Consider the following 14,094-nt stretch of genomic DNA (forward strand, 5'->3'; position numbering starts at 1 on the left):
GTCCCTACGAGTGGAAGACGAAGTATCCGTTGGACCCGAAGTCCCACCCGAGCTTGCGATAGCGGGCGGGCGGCAGGGGATAGCCGGACTCCAGGTAGGCGTGCAGGAAGTACGCCGCCTCCGGCTGGTCCAGGCCCAGCCGGGTCAGGAGCTCCTCGGCCAGCTCCGGCCGGTGGCGGCGGGCGTACTCGATGAGCTGGAACAACAGGCCGGTGCCCTGCGGCATCCTGATCTTGGGCCGCCAGGCGAGGTAGTCGGGGATGATCCCGCTGACCGCCTTGCGCAGGATCCACTTCTCGGTGCCGTCACGCAGCTTGTACTCCATGGGCAGCTGCCAGGCGAAGTCCACCACCTCCCGGTCGAGGAAGGGCACCCTGGCCTCGACCGTGTGCGCCATCGAGGTACGGTCCACCCGCTGGAGGTCGGTGCGGTGCAGGTTCATCACCCGGTAGCGCATCATCGCCACGGGATCCGGGTGGTCGCGGAACAGCTCGTACCCGGCGAGCAACTCGTCACTGGCATCGCCCACCAGGACCACCTTGATGCCGAGCTTCCGCGCGACCTCGAAGGCGGGTGCCATCACGCAGGCGTCCATGACGTCGATGACCTCGAAGGTCTCGAGCTGACGCACCACGGCCGTCATGTTGCCGACCAGCTCGCCGTACCCCAGAATCCGGGTCACCTGGCGCACGCCCAGGTCGCGGCAGGAGCGCTCGGCGAACGCCAGGTCGGGCGCGCCGGGGAAGCCGACGGTGATCGCCATGACGTTGGGGTGGTGCCGGAGCGCCAGCCCGAGGATGGCCGCACTGTCCAGGCCGCCGCTGTAGATCACGCCGATGGGCAGGTCCGTCTGTACGCGCTTGCGCACGGCGTTGTCCAGGATGTCGCGGAAACGCGTGACCAGCGCGTCCTCCTCCGCGGGCAGCTGGCAGGCGTCCCGCTCGTCGTAGCGCCACAGCCCCGCCTCGTCCATCCCGTGGCCCGGCGGGAACACCTCGGGCGTCACCCCCAGCGGCAGGAACGACTTGATCTCCGAGGCGAACAGCAGGCCGGCCTCGTCACCGGCCCAGTACAGCGGCTTGACCCCGAACCGGTCGCGCGCGGCCAGGAAGGCCCGGCGGGTCGCGTCGTAGATCACGAACGCGAACATGCCGTCCAGATGGAGCGGCAGCTCGGCGCCCCACGCGCGATAACCGTGGACGAGCACCTCGGTGTCGGAGGCCGTGCGGAAGCCGTAGCCGAGTTCCTCCAGTTCGCCGCGGAGCTCCCGGTGGTTGTAGATCTCGCCGTTGAACACCGTCCACAGGGTCCCGGCCCAGTCGGCCATCGGCTGGATGCCACTCTCGCGGCCGACGATGGCCAGCCGGTTGCTGCCCATCGCCGCACCGGGCGGGGTGATCATCCCGCCGTAGTGCTCCGGGTCACCCCGATGGGCGATCGCCGCCAGCATGGACTTCACTCTGCCGACCGCCACCGGAGCGCCGCCGCAGGTTATCTCCGCCGCGATTCCGCACATGGTCTCCCCTGTTTCTAGCGCTTCTCGCCCACCGCCACGAGCGCCACCCGCGGCACCAGCGCGACCCACTCGGAACCGTCCTGGTAAATGACCGGCTCCCGCTGCCATTCTGGGTCCGCGTCGTCGGGCGCATCGCTTTCCCGATGCAGAAAATAGTTTTCCGCAAGTTTCCATATCATCTGCCGTATATCGGCACGCGCGGCGTGCGGCTGGGCCAGCTCGGTGAGCCCGTACATGTCATACAGATGGTCGGCCATCTCCGCACCCGCCGCTTCCAGGGATTCACCACGGGTGACGAGCGGGTCGTATATACGGTGAATCGCGATGGCCGACAGGCCGCCGAGTTTGAGTAAACGCGTCATTTCGGCCGCGGTGAAATGACGGTACGGGTGCCCGGCCTTGGAATAGCGGTGCACGACGTCGGAGAACCACATGCTGCCCGGCGAGTCGGCCTCGAAGTCGTGCAGCACCAGCCGGCCGCCGGGGCGCAGCACGCGAGCCGCCTCCCGGCAGACCGCGAGCCGGTCGCCGGGCGCGATGTGGTGCGTGCCGTACGCCAGAAGCGCGGCGTCCACGCTCTCGTCGTGCATGAACAGGAACCGCGCCTCCTGCCTGACCGCCGCGTGCCCGGCCCGCAGCGCCCCGACGACCATGTGCCCGGCCATGTCGCTGGTGATCACCGCGCCGCGCGCCTGCGGCGCGATGCCGGTGAACACCCGGGCCAGCAGCCCGTCGCCGCCGAGCAGGTCGAGGGCGCGCCAGCCGGACGGAATGCGGCTCAGGTCGGCGCAGCCCGAGGCGAGGGTGAACAACGTGCGAATTCCCCGCATCCTGATGGTGGGATTTCGCTGCGCCTGGCGATAGGAGTCGCCGCGCCCGGAGTGATGGTCGGTCTCGAACTCGTTGCGGAGCCCGGCCAGCCTGGCGAGCTCGGTGTGACTGCCTTTTCTGCCGAACCAGAGGCGGGTGCCGACCTCGGGAAAGTGCTGGTCAACTAAATCCAGATATTCGCCGACCGTGAACCCCGGAATATAGGGCTGTTGCCTTAACGTGATTTCGGCCACGAAGGTCCCCGTCAATAGGGATGATATGACATGGCATTCCTATCAATGGTCGAGTATTGTGTCAACGAAGCATTTCCGGGCCGGTGGGTGTGGTAGAGGAAAACTCCGCTCGCCGGGCGGCGCCCGAGGTCCGTGGCCGGCCTGACTTGTGGTCAAATAGGGCACCATGCTCCAACCGTTGCAGCCGGGTGACCCCGAGCGGATCGGCCGTCACACCCTCACGGGCCGCCTGGGAGAGGGCGGCCAGGGAGTCGTGTACCTCGGGTCCGGGCCCGGCGGGGAGCAGGTCGCGGTCAAGGTGCTGCGCGCCCCCGTCGCCGCCGATGACGGCGCCCGCGAGCGGTTCGTGCGTGAGCTCGGCTTCGCGGAGAGGGTCGCCGACTTCTGCACCGCCCGAGTGCTCGAGGCCGACGTCGCCGGCGGCCGGCCGTACATCGTGAGCGAGTTCGTCCCCGGGCCGTCGTTGCAGCAGCTCGTCCGGGCCGAAGGGCCGCGTTCCGGCGCCGCGCTGCACCGGCTGGCGATCGGCACCGCCACGGCGCTGGCCGCCATCCACCAGGCGAAGGTCGTGCACCGGGACTTCAAGCCCGGCAACGTGCTGATGAGCGGGGACGGGCCGCGGGTCATCGACTTCGGGATCGCCAAGGCCCTCGACGGGACCGCCACGCTGACCAGCCACGTGGTGGGGACGCCCGCCTACATGGCGCCCGAGCAGTACCTGGGGGAGGGGCTCGGGCCGTGGACCGACATGTTCGCCTGGGGCGCGACGGTGCTGTTCGCCGCCACGGGGCGGGCGCCGTTCGGGGACGACACCGCGCCCGCCGTGATGCACCGGGTGCTGCGCGCCGAACCCGACGTGAGCGTGCTGCCGGAACCGCTGGGCGGGCTGGTCGCCGCCTGCCTGGCCAAGGACCCTGCCCGGCGGCCGGGCGCGGCGCAGGTGCTGCTGGCCCTGCTGGGACTCGACCCCGCTGCGGCCGGTTCCTCCCCGGAGGCCGTCCTGGCGGCGGGCGCCACCGCGGTGGACGTCCCCGAGGAGCAGGTGGAGGCACCCGGGACCGCGCCCCTGTACGTGCCTGGGACCGCGCCCCTGCATGCGGCTGGGACCGCGCCCCTGCATGCGCCGGGTGGGCCCGGGGGGATGCCGCATCCCGCTGTGGGCGGGCCGTACCCGCCGGGAGTGGCCGTGATGCCTCCGGCCGCCGCGGCGAAGCCCACCGGTCAGGTGAAGGTACTTCTCGGCGTGGGCGTCGCCGCCCTGGTGGTGCTCGGCCTGCTGGGGGTCGTCGTGTGGCGCGTGGCCGCCGGCGGCGCCTCACTGGCCGCGCTACCCGGCGCCACCACCGAGCCGCCCGCCACCGCCGGATCCGGCGAGAGCTCGAGCCCCGAGCCCTCCTCGACCGCCACGCCCACGCCCAGCCCGTCGGCCGACCTCTCCAGCCTGCCCGACCCGTGCGACATGATCCCGGAGGACGTGGCCGCGGCCTTCCAGCTGGACGGCGGCGGCACCCGGACCGACGATGACGGTGCCCGGCGGCGCTGCTCGTGGTGGCCGGAGAATGAGAACGACCTCCCGTACTCCTTCGCCGACACCTTCGTCTACCCCACCAAGCAGCCGAAGGAGCGGACGAACCGCCCCATCAAGATCAACGGCAGGCCCTTCAAGGAGCGGATCTTCCGCATTCCGGGCGAGACCCACAAGCTGAACTGCAGCATCTCCTGGACCACCTCCTACGGCTACGTCCGGGTCGTGCTGAGCAACTACGGGCCGAAATGGGCCAAGGCGCCCGCGGTCTGCGCGGCGGCCCGGAGGCTGGCCGTGAAGGTCTATCCGCACGTCAAACGCTGAACGAGGTGATACTCGGGCGAACGCGGGCAGGGTGACCTGGGACGACATCCAACGGAAAGGATCCGTGCCATGCCTCGGGGATCGAGTCCCAAGCGGGAACGCCAGTACGAGCACATCAAGGACAGCGCCAAGAAGCGGGGGGTGGGTGAGAAGCGGGCCACGGAGATCGCCGCCCGCACGGTCAACAAGGAACGTGCGCGGTCCGGTGAGTCGAAGACGGCCAGCCGTACCTCGACCCAGGACATCTCGTCCGGACGGCGGGGCGGGCTGCGCTCCCACTCCGGCGCGGGCGGACGCACCCGCGACCAGCTCTACGCCGAGGCCAGGCGGCGCAATGTCAAAGGCCGCTCGAAGATGACGAAGGCGCAGCTGGAGAAGGCGCTCGGCGGGCGGTGACGCGTGAAGGCCGCCTCCCCGGGAGGGGAGACGGCCTCGGCGGTGGACGATACTGGGATTGAACCAGTGACCTCTTCCGTGTCAGGGAAGCGCTCTCCCGCTGAGCTAATCGTCCGCGAACCTTCGAGGTGGAGACGGGAATCGAACCCGTGTAGACGGCTTTGCAGGCCGCTGCCTCGCCATTCAGCCACTCCACCGAAAGGGAAGCTCCGAGCGGAAGACGGGACTTGAACCCGCGACCCTCACCTTGGCAAGGTGATGCTCTACCACTGAGCCACTTCCGCGTCCGCCGCTTTACGCGGCGACGGGAGAACTCTAGCGAATCTTCACCGTCTCCCCAAACTCAGTTTCTGGCCCTTGCCCGGAATGCGGCGGTCTTGACCCGGTTCTGGCAGGCGGTCGAGCAGAAGCGCCGGGTGCCGTTGCGTGAGACGTCCACGTAGACGCGGTCGCAGGACGGCGCCGTGCACACGCCGAGCCGGTCGCTGAACTCGCTGCCCAGCACGATCGCCAGCGCCGTGGCGCAGCTCGCGCCCCAGTCGCCGGCCATGGTGCCGCCGGGGCCGTGGAAGTGCAGGTGCCAGGGTTCGCCGTCGTGGCGGTCGAGGCGCGGGCGGGCGTTGTGGTCGTCGATCAGCCGGTTGACCTGGGCCGCGGCGGCGTCGACCGCGCCGTCGTCCATCGCGTCGAAGACCACGCGCAGCCGTCCGGCGACCTCGGCGAGCTCGGCGGCGTCGGGCGCGGTGAAGCCGGGGTGGCGGGGGTAGACCTCGCGGGCGGCCGTGGTGGCCGCCTCGTCCAGCGGCTCGTCCGGGGTGAAGGGCTTGCCGCGGCGCATGCCGGGCGTCAGCGCGTTGACGAAGCCCACGGTCACCCGCGTGACACTGTCTGTGTGACTGTTGAAGTTCACTTGACCGGTTACAACCTTTCGGGCTAGCTTGTGACTATCCAAAGTCTAAATGACAGTTACAAGGAGTCGGTTGTGCTCACCTATGACGCCGCCCGCGCATGGATCGACCGCTGGGACCTGCAGCAGGCCGGATACCTGCCCGACCGGGAGGAGCGCTTCACCGCCCTGATCGACGCGGTGGAGGCGCTCGGCCGCCCCGACCCGCTCGTGCTCGACCTGGGCTGCGGGCCCGGCTCGCTCTCCGCCCGCCTGCTGGAGCGCCTGCCCAAGGCCACCGTGATCTCCATTGACGCCGACCCGCTCCTGCTGGGCCTGGGCCGGGCCGCCTACCCCGGCCTCACGTTCGTCTCGCGTGACCTGCGCACGCCCGGCTGGAGCCGCGACCTCGGCCTGGAGCGCCCCGCCGACGCCGCCGTGAGCACCACCGCCCTGCACTGGATCACCGGCAGCGAACTGACCGGCCTGTACACCGAGGTCCACCAGGCCCTGCGGCCCGGCGGCGCCCTGCTCAACGGCGACCACCTCAACACCGACGACGCCACCCCCGCGCTGGCCCGCCTCGAACACGCCATCCACGAGACGGAGACCGGCCGCAGGTTCGCCGCCGGCCGGCCCGAGGACTGGCGGGAATGGTGGCAGGCCGTCGTCGCCGACCCCGACCTGGCCGAGCTCAACACCGCCCGCCACGACCAGGGCGCCACCCATACCGGCGAGGAGTCCGAGTACCTGTCCACCCACGTCTTCGCCCTGCGCGCGGCCGGCTTCGCCGAGGTCGGCACCCTGTGGCAGCGGGGCAACAACCGCCTGCTGTGCGCGGTCAAGCACGATGCTTAGATCCTCGTCGAAACGTCGGTGGGTTAGCGTCGGGGCATGGTCGCAGAACACCTCACCCGCGACGCGGACATCGCACCCGTCGCCGCGCTCCTTGCCGATCCGACCCGGGCCGCCATGCTCAACGCGCTGCTCGGCGGCCGTGCCCTGGCGGCCGGGGAACTGGCCAGGCTGGCCGGGGTGAGCGCGGCCACCGCCAGCTCACACCTGGCCAAGCTGCTGGAGGGGCGCCTCGTGGAGGTGGTCAGCCAGGGGCGTCACCGGTACTACCGGCTGGCCGGGCACGAGGTGGCCGAGGTGCTGGAAGTGCTGGCCCGGGTGAGCGCCCGGCCCGCCGTACGGTCTCTGCGGCAGTCGCGGCAGGCGCGGCTGCTGGAGGAGGCGCGGACCTGCTACGACCACCTGGCCGGGCGGGCGGGGGTGGCGCTGCTGGACCGGCTGCGCGCCGACGGGCACCTGGACGGCGGCGAGGTCACGCCCGCGGGGGAGCGGGCGCTGGGGCTGCTCGGGGTGGACGTGGCAGGGGTGCGGAAGACACGCAGGCGGTTCGCGCCCGACTGCCTCGACTGGACCGAGCGGCGGGCGCACCTGGGCGGGGCGCTCGGAGCCGCGCTCACCGAGGCGTTGTTCGAGCGTGGGTGGATTGTCCGGGGAAACATCCCTCGCGCGGTAACCGTCACCGATGAGGGCAGAAGGGAGCTTTTCCGGGGTAAGGAGCTAACATCGCATACGCCGGTTACCTGATCCGCCAACCCGAGAGAGTGGCAGCATGCGCGACAACGTAGTCGTGAACGTCGGCCCGGAGCCGCTGAGCTTCGATGACGTCATCCGAGTGGCCCGCGACGGCGCCGCCGTACGCCTGACCGACGACGCGATCGCCGCGATCTCGGCGGCCCGCCAGCGGGTGGACGAGCTGGCCGAGAGCCCGACCCCCGCCTACGGCGTGTCGACCGGGTTCGGCGCACTGGCCACCCGCCACATCGACCCCGCCCTGCGGGCGCAACTGCAGCGCTCGCTGGTCCGCTCCCACGCCGCGGGCAGCGGGCCGGAGGTCGAGACCGAGGTGGTGCGCGCACTCATGCTGCTGCGCCTGCACACCCTGGCCACCGGGCACACGGGCATCCGGCCGACGACCGCGAAGACGCTGGCTGCGCTGCTCAGCTCGGGGATCACGCCGGTGGTGCACGAGTACGGCTCGCTGGGCTGTTCCGGCGACCTGGCGCCGCTGGCGCACGTGGCCCTGACGTTGATGGGTGAGGGGGTGGTTCGGGATAAATCCGGAAATGTCACCCAGGCGGCGGAGGCGTTGAAGCAGGCCGGCATCGAACCCGTCGAACTCGCCGCCAAGGAGGGCCTGGCCCTCATCAACGGCACCGACGGCATGCTCGGCATGCTCATCCTCGCCATCGACGACCTCACCCGGCTCCTCAAGACCGCCGACCTCAGCGCCGCCATGAGCGTCGAGGCGCTGCTCGGCACCGACCGCGTCTTCGCCCCCGAACTCCAGGCCCTGCGCCCCCACCCCGGCCAGGCACAGGCCGCCGCGAACATGGTCCGCATCCTGACCGGCTCCGGCGTCATGGCCAGCCACCGCGACCCCGAGAACTGCACCCGCGTCCAGGACGCCTACTCCCTGCGCTGCGCCCCCCAGGTCGCCGGCGCCGCCCGCGACACCATCACCCACGCCGCGAACGTCGCCACCTGGGAACTGGCCAGCGCCGTCGACAACCCCGCCGTCCTCGACGACGGCCGCGTCGAGTCCAACGGCAACTTCCACGGCGCCCCCGTGGCCTACGCGCTCGACTTCCTCGCCATCGTCGCCGCTGACGTCGCCTCCATGTCAGAACGCCGCACCGACCGCTTCCTGGACGTCGCCCGCAACCACGGCCTGCCCGCCTTCCTGGCCGACGACCCCGGCGTGGACTCCGGCCACATGATCGCCCAGTACACCCAGGCGGCCATCGTCTCGGAGATGAAGCGCCTGGCCGCGCCGGCCAGCGTGGACTCGATCCCGAGCTCGGCCATGCAGGAGGACCACGTGTCCATGGGCTGGTCGGCGGCCCGCAAACTGCGCCGCGCGGTGGACGGGCTGACCAGGGTGCTGGCCATCGAGATCCTGACCGCCGCCCGCGCCCTCGACCTGCGCGCCCCGCTGACGCCCGCCCCCGCGACGGGCGCGGTGGTGACGGCGCTGCGCGAGGCCGTGCCGGGGCCGGGGCCCGACCGGTTCCTGGCGCCGGAGATCGAGTCCACCGTCCGGCTGGTCGCCGACGGCGCCCTCCTCGCCGCCGCCGAGTCGGTCACGGGGCCGCTGGCGTAGCGCTCCGTTCGCCGCGGGCTTGCTGCGGCGCTTCTTGCACTCCGGCGCTCGTTGCATGACGGCGCGCGTCTGTCACGACGCCTGTTTGTTTCGGCGCTTGTCTGTTACGGCGCCTGTTTGTTACGGCGTGGCCGCAGCCACCTCCACCCGCCGCACGTGGCCGGGCTCTGTCCAGGGAGACGGTCGTCCAGCGTGCGGGGCGGGCCGCCGCGACGAGCGCTTTCTTGGCCACCCGCCGCTGCCTCCGGAGCTGACCTGGAGGCAGCGGCAGTCCGGAGGGGGCGGCCCCGAGACGGCGGTCCGGAGGCGGCGGTCCGGAGGCGGCGGTCCGGAGGCGCTCAGCGGTGGAGGGAGACGATGGCGTCCACCTCCAGCACGAGCCCCGGCATGAACAGCCGGGACACCTCCACCGTCGTGCTGGCCGGCGGCGTGCCCGTGATGTGGCGGCGGCGCACGTCCCGGTAGGCGCGTGCCTGTGACATGTCCGTCAGGTAGGAGCGGATGAAGGCGACGTCGGCGAAGCTCGCGCCCTGGTCGGCCAGGATGCGTTCCAGGCACCGGAAGACGTGCTCGGCCTGGGCGCGCATGTCGCCGGGCGCCACCACCTGGCCGTTGTCGTCGAAGGCGGCCTGGCCGGAGATGTAGAGCGTGTCCCCGGCCCGGACGGCGTGGGAGTACATCCCGTTCGTGGCCGGTACGGTCGGCGGATTGACCGGCGTCACCCGCCCCGCCCGCTCCCCGGCCACGCTCCCCTGCCCGGGCCGGTCCGCGCGCTCCTCCCTCGGAGCGCCCTGACCTGGCTGGTCCACCCTGTTCCCGGCCAGGCCCCCTTCCTCCGGCGAGGCCGCGCTGTTCCCGGCCGGAGTCCCCTGCTCCGGCTGGTCCACCCGAGGTGCGCCCGCAGCCGCACCCCCGCTGTTCCCCGCCGCGACGTGGTGGGCGATGGCCGTCAGGTCGCGGTCTCCGTACCCGGCTGCCTCGGCGTCCTGGAGGCGGAGGCGGGCGGCGGTGGCGAGGGTGGCGCCCTGCCAGGCGGCCAGGCCCAGGTCCTTGGCGGCCAGCCCGAGCGCGTACCGGGTCTCCTCGGCCGGTGCCCGCAGGCGCTCGGCCATACCGCCGAGAGGGGTCCCGGCCAGGACGTCCAGAACGTCCGCACGGGAGACGCCGTGGGCCTCGCCGTACGCCAGAGACTCCGCGACCAGCACCTGCACGGGCACGATCGTGCTCATGACGGCGAGCTTCAGGGCGGCGGCCGTCCCCAGCGCGCCGTACTCGCGCACGGTGCCGAAGACGGACAGCAGGTCACGGCAGCGGTCCACGGGGCCGCTGGCCAGCACGGTCAGCGTGCCGTCGGCGGCGGGGCCGACGCTGCCGAGCACCGGCGCGTCCACGAACTCCACGGAATCCGGCAGCAGGGCACGCACGCGGGCGACCGCCTCGGGCCCGATCGTGGACATGTCGATCACGATCGCGTCCGGACGCAGCCCGGGCAGCGCCTCTTTCAGCACGTCGAGCACCGCCCGGCCGTCACGCAGCATCGTGATCACGACGCCCGCGTCGGCCACGGCCTCCGCCACCGGCACGCCATTCCCGCGCCGCCACGTCGTCACCGCGTGCCCGGCCGCCACGAGCCGCTTGGCCATGGGGACACCCATGCGCCCTTGTCCGAGAAAAGCAATCTCACCGGGATAAATCGTCATGCCCCCAGTTATAGGGATAGGCAAGGCATTCCACCAACGACTAGATTGCATACCAGTCATGCTTGAGACGAATGACTTGCGCCTGCTCGACGAGGTGGCCCGTTCCGGGTCGTTCACCGCCGCCGCCGAGCTGCTCGGCTACACCCAGTCGGCGGTCTCGCGCCGCATCGCCGCGATGGAACGCGCCGCGGGCGGCCCGCTGTTCGAGCGCCTGGCCCGAGGTGTACGGCTCACGCCCGCCGGCCACGCCCTGCACCGCCACGCCCTCGCCATCCTGGAACGCCTGGACCAGGCCCGGGAGGAACTCGCCGCCATCCACACGGGAGGCGGCGGCCGGTTGCGGATCGGCGCGTTCGCCACCGCCAACGTCACACTGGTGCCAGCCGCGTTGAAACGTTTTACCGAGGTGTATCCCGGGGTGACCGTCCGCCTGGCCGAAGGCCTCAGCCCACGGCTGGTCGAACGCCTGGAGGCAGGCGAACTGGACGTGGCCGTGATCAGCGACTACCCGGCCGGCCTCCCCGGCGGCCGGCCGGCCGTACCACCGGCGAACGACCGGCCACCGGCCACGCCGGAAGCCGGCCCGCAACCGGTCCCACCGGAGGCGAATCGGACAGGGGGTTCGCCCGAGGGGGATCGGACGTGGGGCTCGCCCGAGGCGGATCGTGCGCCGGGTTCCCCGGAGGGGCGTCGGGCGCCGGGCTTGCCGCAAGAGGTCCAGGCCCCGGTCACGCGGCGCTCGGGCCGGCCGCTGGTCACGCTTGGGGAGGACACGCAGCCGGGTGGGTCGGAGGTCGGCCGGTTCCAAGTCCAGGCGGGGGGTGACCGGATCGGGCCCGCTCAGGGGGGTGAGCAGCGGCTCGCGGCGCTGGGAGGCGGCCGGTCCCAAGTCCAGGCGGGGGGTGACCGGATCGGGCCCGCTCAGGATGCGGAGCAGCCGGTAGCGGCGCCGGGCGTCGACCGGCCCCGGGTCCTGCCGAGAGGTGACCGGATCGGGCCCGCTCAGGGTGGTGAGCAGCGGCTCGCGGCGCCGGCGGGCGGCCGGTCCCAAGTCCAGGCGGGGGGTGACCGGATCGGGCCCGCTCAGGGGGGTGAGCGGAGGCTGGTGCCGCTGGGTGAGGATCGGTTGCTGGTCGCGTTGCCCAGTGGGCACCCGCTGGCCGGGAACGCCGCCGTGGAACTGGCCGACCTGCGTGAGGAGACCTGGATCGAGGCGGCGCCGCGCGGGCAGCCGACCCTGCTGCTGGCCGCCGCGGCCGCCGCCGGGTTCGTGCCGCGTGACGGGCTGCGGGTGGCCGAGTGGTCGGGCAAGTTCGGGTTCGTGGCCGCCGGGCTCGGGGTGACGCTGGTGCCTGAGCTGGCGGCGCGAGCCGTACCCCAGGGCGTGGTGTTGCGGCCCCTCACCAGCACAGGACCCACCCGCCGCTACTACGCGGCGCTGCCCGACGTCCCCCTCCCTGCCGCGCTCGCGTTCGTGGAACACCTCCGGCCCCGCGCGGCCGGGCCATGACACGTATGGGCGTTGCGGGCCCGGGTCCGGCGGGCGGCCTGACGCGGCCTTCTGACGGGCGATCTCCTGCGTGTGGGCCGAGGGCCGGGGTGGGCGGCGTGCGCGGGTTTCGCAGGGGCTGGGACAATAGCCGCGTGCACGACAGCTTCGCCTATGTCGGCGGGCAGCTGGCCACCGAGCTGCGCGACCTGACCACCGACCTCGCCGCCCTGGACGGCGAGGGCTGGTGGGCGGTCGTGGTCGACTACGAGGGCAAGGTGAGCTGCGCCCGCTTCGACCGGGTTCGCCCTGCCCCCCTCCCCCCGGCGCGCAAGGCGTGGCACGGGCCCAGGCACGGGCAGTGGCGCACGTCCCTCGATCGCGACGCCTACGAGCGCGGGGTCGAGGCCATCCGCGCGTACATCCGCCAGGGCGAGGTCTACCAGGCCAACCTCACCCGGATCCTCACCGCCCCGCTGCCCCCGGACGCCGACCCGCTCGCCCTGGCGCATCGGCTGGCCGAGGGGAACCCGGCCCAGTACGCCGCGGTGATCAGCCTGCCGGGGCGCAGCGTGGTGTCGGCCTCTCCGGAGCTGTATCTGTCCCGCGACGGCGCCGTCGTCGAGTCCCGGCCCATCAAGGGGACCGGGGCCACCGAGGACGACCTGCTGGAGAAGGACTACTCTGAGAACGTCATGATCGTCGATCTGGTCCGCAACGACCTGGGCCGCGTGGCCGCCGTCGGGTCGGTGCAGGTGCCGGAGTTGTGTGTGGCGGAGCGGTATCCGGGATCGGTGCACTTGTACTCGACCGTCCGGGCGAGGCTGGAGCCCGGGGCGGGCTGGCCGGAGGTGTTCGCCGCCACCTTCCCGCCCGGCTCGATCACCGGTGCCCCGAAATCCTCGGCCATGCGCATCATCAATGAGCTCGAACCCGAGCCCCGCGGGCCCTACTGTGGGGCGGTGGGCTGGGTCGACGCCGACCGCGGCACGGCGGCGCTGGCCGTGGGCATCCGCACCTTCTGGATCACCGGTCAGGAGATCAGGTTCGGAACCGGGGCCGGCATCACCTGGGGCAGCGATCCCCGGCGCGAATGGCTGGAAACCGAGCTGAAAGCATCCAGGCTCATCGCACTCGCATCCCGCTTTGGAGGAGATAGATGACAGTCCCTGTCTGGGTCAACGGGGAGATCCTCGATCCCGCTCAGGCCAGCGTCTCGGTGTTCGACCACGGCCTCATGGTCGGTGACGGCGTCTTCGAGACCATCAAGATCGTCAATGGTGAATCGTTCGCATTGACCCGGCACCTCGACCGTCTCCGGCTGTCGGCCCGGCGCATGGACCTGCCCGAGCCCGACACCGACGCCATCGCCGACGGCATCGGCAAGCTCCTCGCCGCCGCCCCCGCGTGGGCGCTCGGCCGGATCCGCGTCACCTACACCAGCGGCCCCGGCCCGCTCGGCTCCGACCGCGGCAACAAGGGCACCACCTCGGTCGTCATCGTCGACGAGCAGCCGCCCTTCCCCGCCACCGCGGCCGTCACCGTCGTCCCCTGGCCGCGCAACGAACGCGGCGCCCTGTCCGGCGTCAAGTCCACCTCCTACGGCGACAACGCCAAGGCCCTCGCCTACGCCAAGGCGCGCGGCGGCGGCGAGGCCGTCTTCGGCAACCTCGCCGGCAACCTGTGCGAGGGCACGGGTTCGAACGTTTTCATCGTCCGCGACGGCCGCCTGATCACCCCCACGCTCGCCGCCGGCCCCCTCGCCGGCGTCACCCGCGCGCTGGTCATCGAATGGTGCGGGGCCGAGGAGGTCGACGTGCCCCTGCAGGCGTTCTACGAGGCCGAGGAGGCGTTCCTCACCTCGACCACGCGTGACGTTCAGCCGATCGCGCTGGTCGACGAGACCGAGCTGCCCGTCGCGCCCGGCCCCATCACCGCCAAGGCCATGCGGGTCTTCGCCGAGCGCTCTGCCGCAGACCTCGACCCGTAAGCTAGTCTCGTGCCTCGCATACCGATCAT

Annotated in this window: 12 protein-coding genes and 3 tRNA genes; 8 read left to right on the forward strand and 7 right to left on the reverse strand. The window is 71.8% G+C overall.

Annotation, left to right across the window (positions count from 1 at the left end):
* Window positions 1-4: 4 nt before the first annotated feature.
* Together FVE25_RS41915 and FVE25_RS41920 are read right to left on the reverse strand one after the other, a co-directional pair.
* Window positions 5-1,450: an asparagine synthetase B family protein gene (locus FVE25_RS41915; protein WP_181019889.1), complete on the reverse strand. Its 1,446-nt coding sequence runs from the start codon at window positions 1,448-1,450 to the stop codon at window positions 5-7.
* Between the two features lie 80 nt (window positions 1,451-1,530).
* Window positions 1,531-2,580 (reverse strand): class I SAM-dependent methyltransferase, encoded by a 1,050-nt coding sequence (locus FVE25_RS41920; protein WP_157253082.1) that lies wholly within the window; start codon window positions 2,578-2,580, stop codon window positions 1,531-1,533.
* Between the two features lie 166 nt (window positions 2,581-2,746).
* Between FVE25_RS41920 and FVE25_RS41925 the strand changes: the two genes are divergently transcribed.
* Together FVE25_RS41925 and FVE25_RS41930 are read left to right on the forward strand one after the other, a co-directional pair.
* Complete coding sequence (locus FVE25_RS41925) at window positions 2,747-4,429, forward strand: serine/threonine-protein kinase (RefSeq protein WP_157253083.1); 1,683 nt, start codon at window positions 2,747-2,749, stop codon at window positions 4,427-4,429.
* Between the two features lie 69 nt (window positions 4,430-4,498).
* A complete protein-coding gene (locus FVE25_RS41930) occupies window positions 4,499-4,825 on the forward strand; it encodes a plasmid stabilization protein (RefSeq protein WP_157253084.1) in 327 nt (108 codons plus the stop codon).
* Between the two features lie 43 nt (window positions 4,826-4,868).
* Here FVE25_RS41930 and FVE25_RS41935 read toward each other — a convergent pair.
* The 4 genes from FVE25_RS41935 to FVE25_RS41950 form a co-directional block, all read right to left on the reverse strand.
* A tRNA-Val gene (locus FVE25_RS41935) sits at window positions 4,869-4,940 on the reverse strand.
* An 11-nt stretch (window positions 4,941-4,951) separates the two neighbouring features.
* Window positions 4,952-5,022 (reverse strand) — tRNA-Cys (locus FVE25_RS41940).
* 15 nt (window positions 5,023-5,037) lie between these two features.
* Window positions 5,038-5,109 (reverse strand) — tRNA-Gly (locus FVE25_RS41945).
* 59 nt (window positions 5,110-5,168) lie between these two features.
* Window positions 5,169-5,699, reverse strand: a complete 531-nt coding sequence (locus FVE25_RS41950) for a CGNR zinc finger domain-containing protein (protein ID WP_246268292.1) — start codon at window positions 5,697-5,699, stop codon at window positions 5,169-5,171.
* A gap of 108 nt (window positions 5,700-5,807) precedes the next feature.
* Here FVE25_RS41950 and FVE25_RS41955 point away from each other — a divergent pair, with 108 nt between their 5' ends.
* Genes FVE25_RS41955 through hutH form a run of 3 tightly spaced genes read left to right on the forward strand, consistent with a single transcriptional unit; the run spans window position 5,808 to window position 8,886 of the window.
* Window positions 5,808-6,569 carry a class I SAM-dependent methyltransferase gene (locus FVE25_RS41955; RefSeq protein ID WP_157253086.1) on the forward strand — a complete coding sequence of 254 codons (762 nt, stop codon included), beginning with the start codon at window positions 5,808-5,810 and terminating at the stop codon, window positions 6,567-6,569.
* Window positions 6,570-6,605: 36 nt separating this feature from the next.
* On the forward strand, window positions 6,606-7,310 hold the full coding sequence (locus tag FVE25_RS41960) for an ArsR/SmtB family transcription factor (RefSeq protein ID WP_157253087.1): 705 nt from the start codon (window positions 6,606-6,608) through the stop codon (window positions 7,308-7,310).
* Between the two features lie 25 nt (window positions 7,311-7,335).
* Entirely contained in the window at window positions 7,336-8,886 is a 1,551-nt protein-coding gene (hutH, locus tag FVE25_RS41965) for a histidine ammonia-lyase (RefSeq protein ID WP_157253088.1), read from the forward strand.
* A 338-nt stretch (window positions 8,887-9,224) separates the two neighbouring features.
* On the opposite strand, the gene FVE25_RS41970 is transcribed toward hutH, so the two are convergent.
* Window positions 9,225-10,586 (reverse strand): Rid family hydrolase, encoded by a 1,362-nt coding sequence (locus tag FVE25_RS41970; protein WP_157253089.1) that lies wholly within the window; start codon window positions 10,584-10,586, stop codon window positions 9,225-9,227.
* A 58-nt stretch (window positions 10,587-10,644) separates the two neighbouring features.
* On the opposite strand from FVE25_RS41970, the gene FVE25_RS55730 reads away from it, so the two are divergent.
* The 3 genes from FVE25_RS55730 to FVE25_RS41990 all read left to right on the forward strand — a co-directional run bounded on the left by FVE25_RS55730 (window position 10,645) and on the right by FVE25_RS41990 (window position 14,065).
* On the forward strand, window positions 10,645-12,096 hold the full coding sequence (locus FVE25_RS55730) for a LysR family transcriptional regulator (protein WP_246268300.1): 1,452 nt from the start codon (window positions 10,645-10,647) through the stop codon (window positions 12,094-12,096).
* A 134-nt stretch (window positions 12,097-12,230) separates the two neighbouring features.
* On the forward strand, window positions 12,231-13,238 hold the full coding sequence (locus tag FVE25_RS41985; RefSeq protein WP_219825899.1) for a chorismate-binding protein: 1,008 nt from the start codon (window positions 12,231-12,233) through the stop codon (window positions 13,236-13,238).
* Window positions 13,235-14,065, forward strand: coding sequence for an aminotransferase class IV (locus FVE25_RS41990; protein WP_157253091.1), 831 nt, complete (start codon window positions 13,235-13,237; stop codon window positions 14,063-14,065). Before FVE25_RS41985 ends, FVE25_RS41990 begins: the two co-directional genes overlap by 4 nt.
* Window positions 14,066-14,094 lie beyond the last annotated feature (29 nt).

Source organism: Nonomuraea typhae (assembly GCF_009760925.1).
GTDB lineage: Bacteria > Actinomycetota > Actinomycetes > Streptosporangiales > Streptosporangiaceae > Nonomuraea > Nonomuraea typhae.

Coding starts and splice junctions, on each gene's coding strand:
- FVE25_RS41970 (WP_157253089.1), bottom strand. CDS start 10,586: ATGACGATTTATCCCGGTGAGATTGCTTTTCTCGGACAAGGGCGCATG.
- FVE25_RS41915 (WP_181019889.1), bottom strand. CDS start 1,450: ATGCTGGCGGCGATCGCCCATCGGGGTGACCCGGAGCACTACGGCGGG.
- FVE25_RS41960 (WP_157253087.1), top strand. CDS start 6,606: ATGGTCGCAGAACACCTCACCCGCGACGCGGACATCGCACCCGTCGCC.
- FVE25_RS55730 (WP_246268300.1), top strand. CDS start 10,645: ATGCTTGAGACGAATGACTTGCGCCTGCTCGACGAGGTGGCCCGTTCC.
- hutH (WP_157253088.1), top strand. CDS start 7,336: ATGCGCGACAACGTAGTCGTGAACGTCGGCCCGGAGCCGCTGAGCTTC.
- FVE25_RS41925 (WP_157253083.1), top strand. CDS start 2,747: ATGCTCCAACCGTTGCAGCCGGGTGACCCCGAGCGGATCGGCCGTCAC.
- FVE25_RS41990 (WP_157253091.1), top strand. CDS start 13,235: ATGACAGTCCCTGTCTGGGTCAACGGGGAGATCCTCGATCCCGCTCAG.
- FVE25_RS41930 (WP_157253084.1), top strand. CDS start 4,499: ATGCCTCGGGGATCGAGTCCCAAGCGGGAACGCCAGTACGAGCACATC.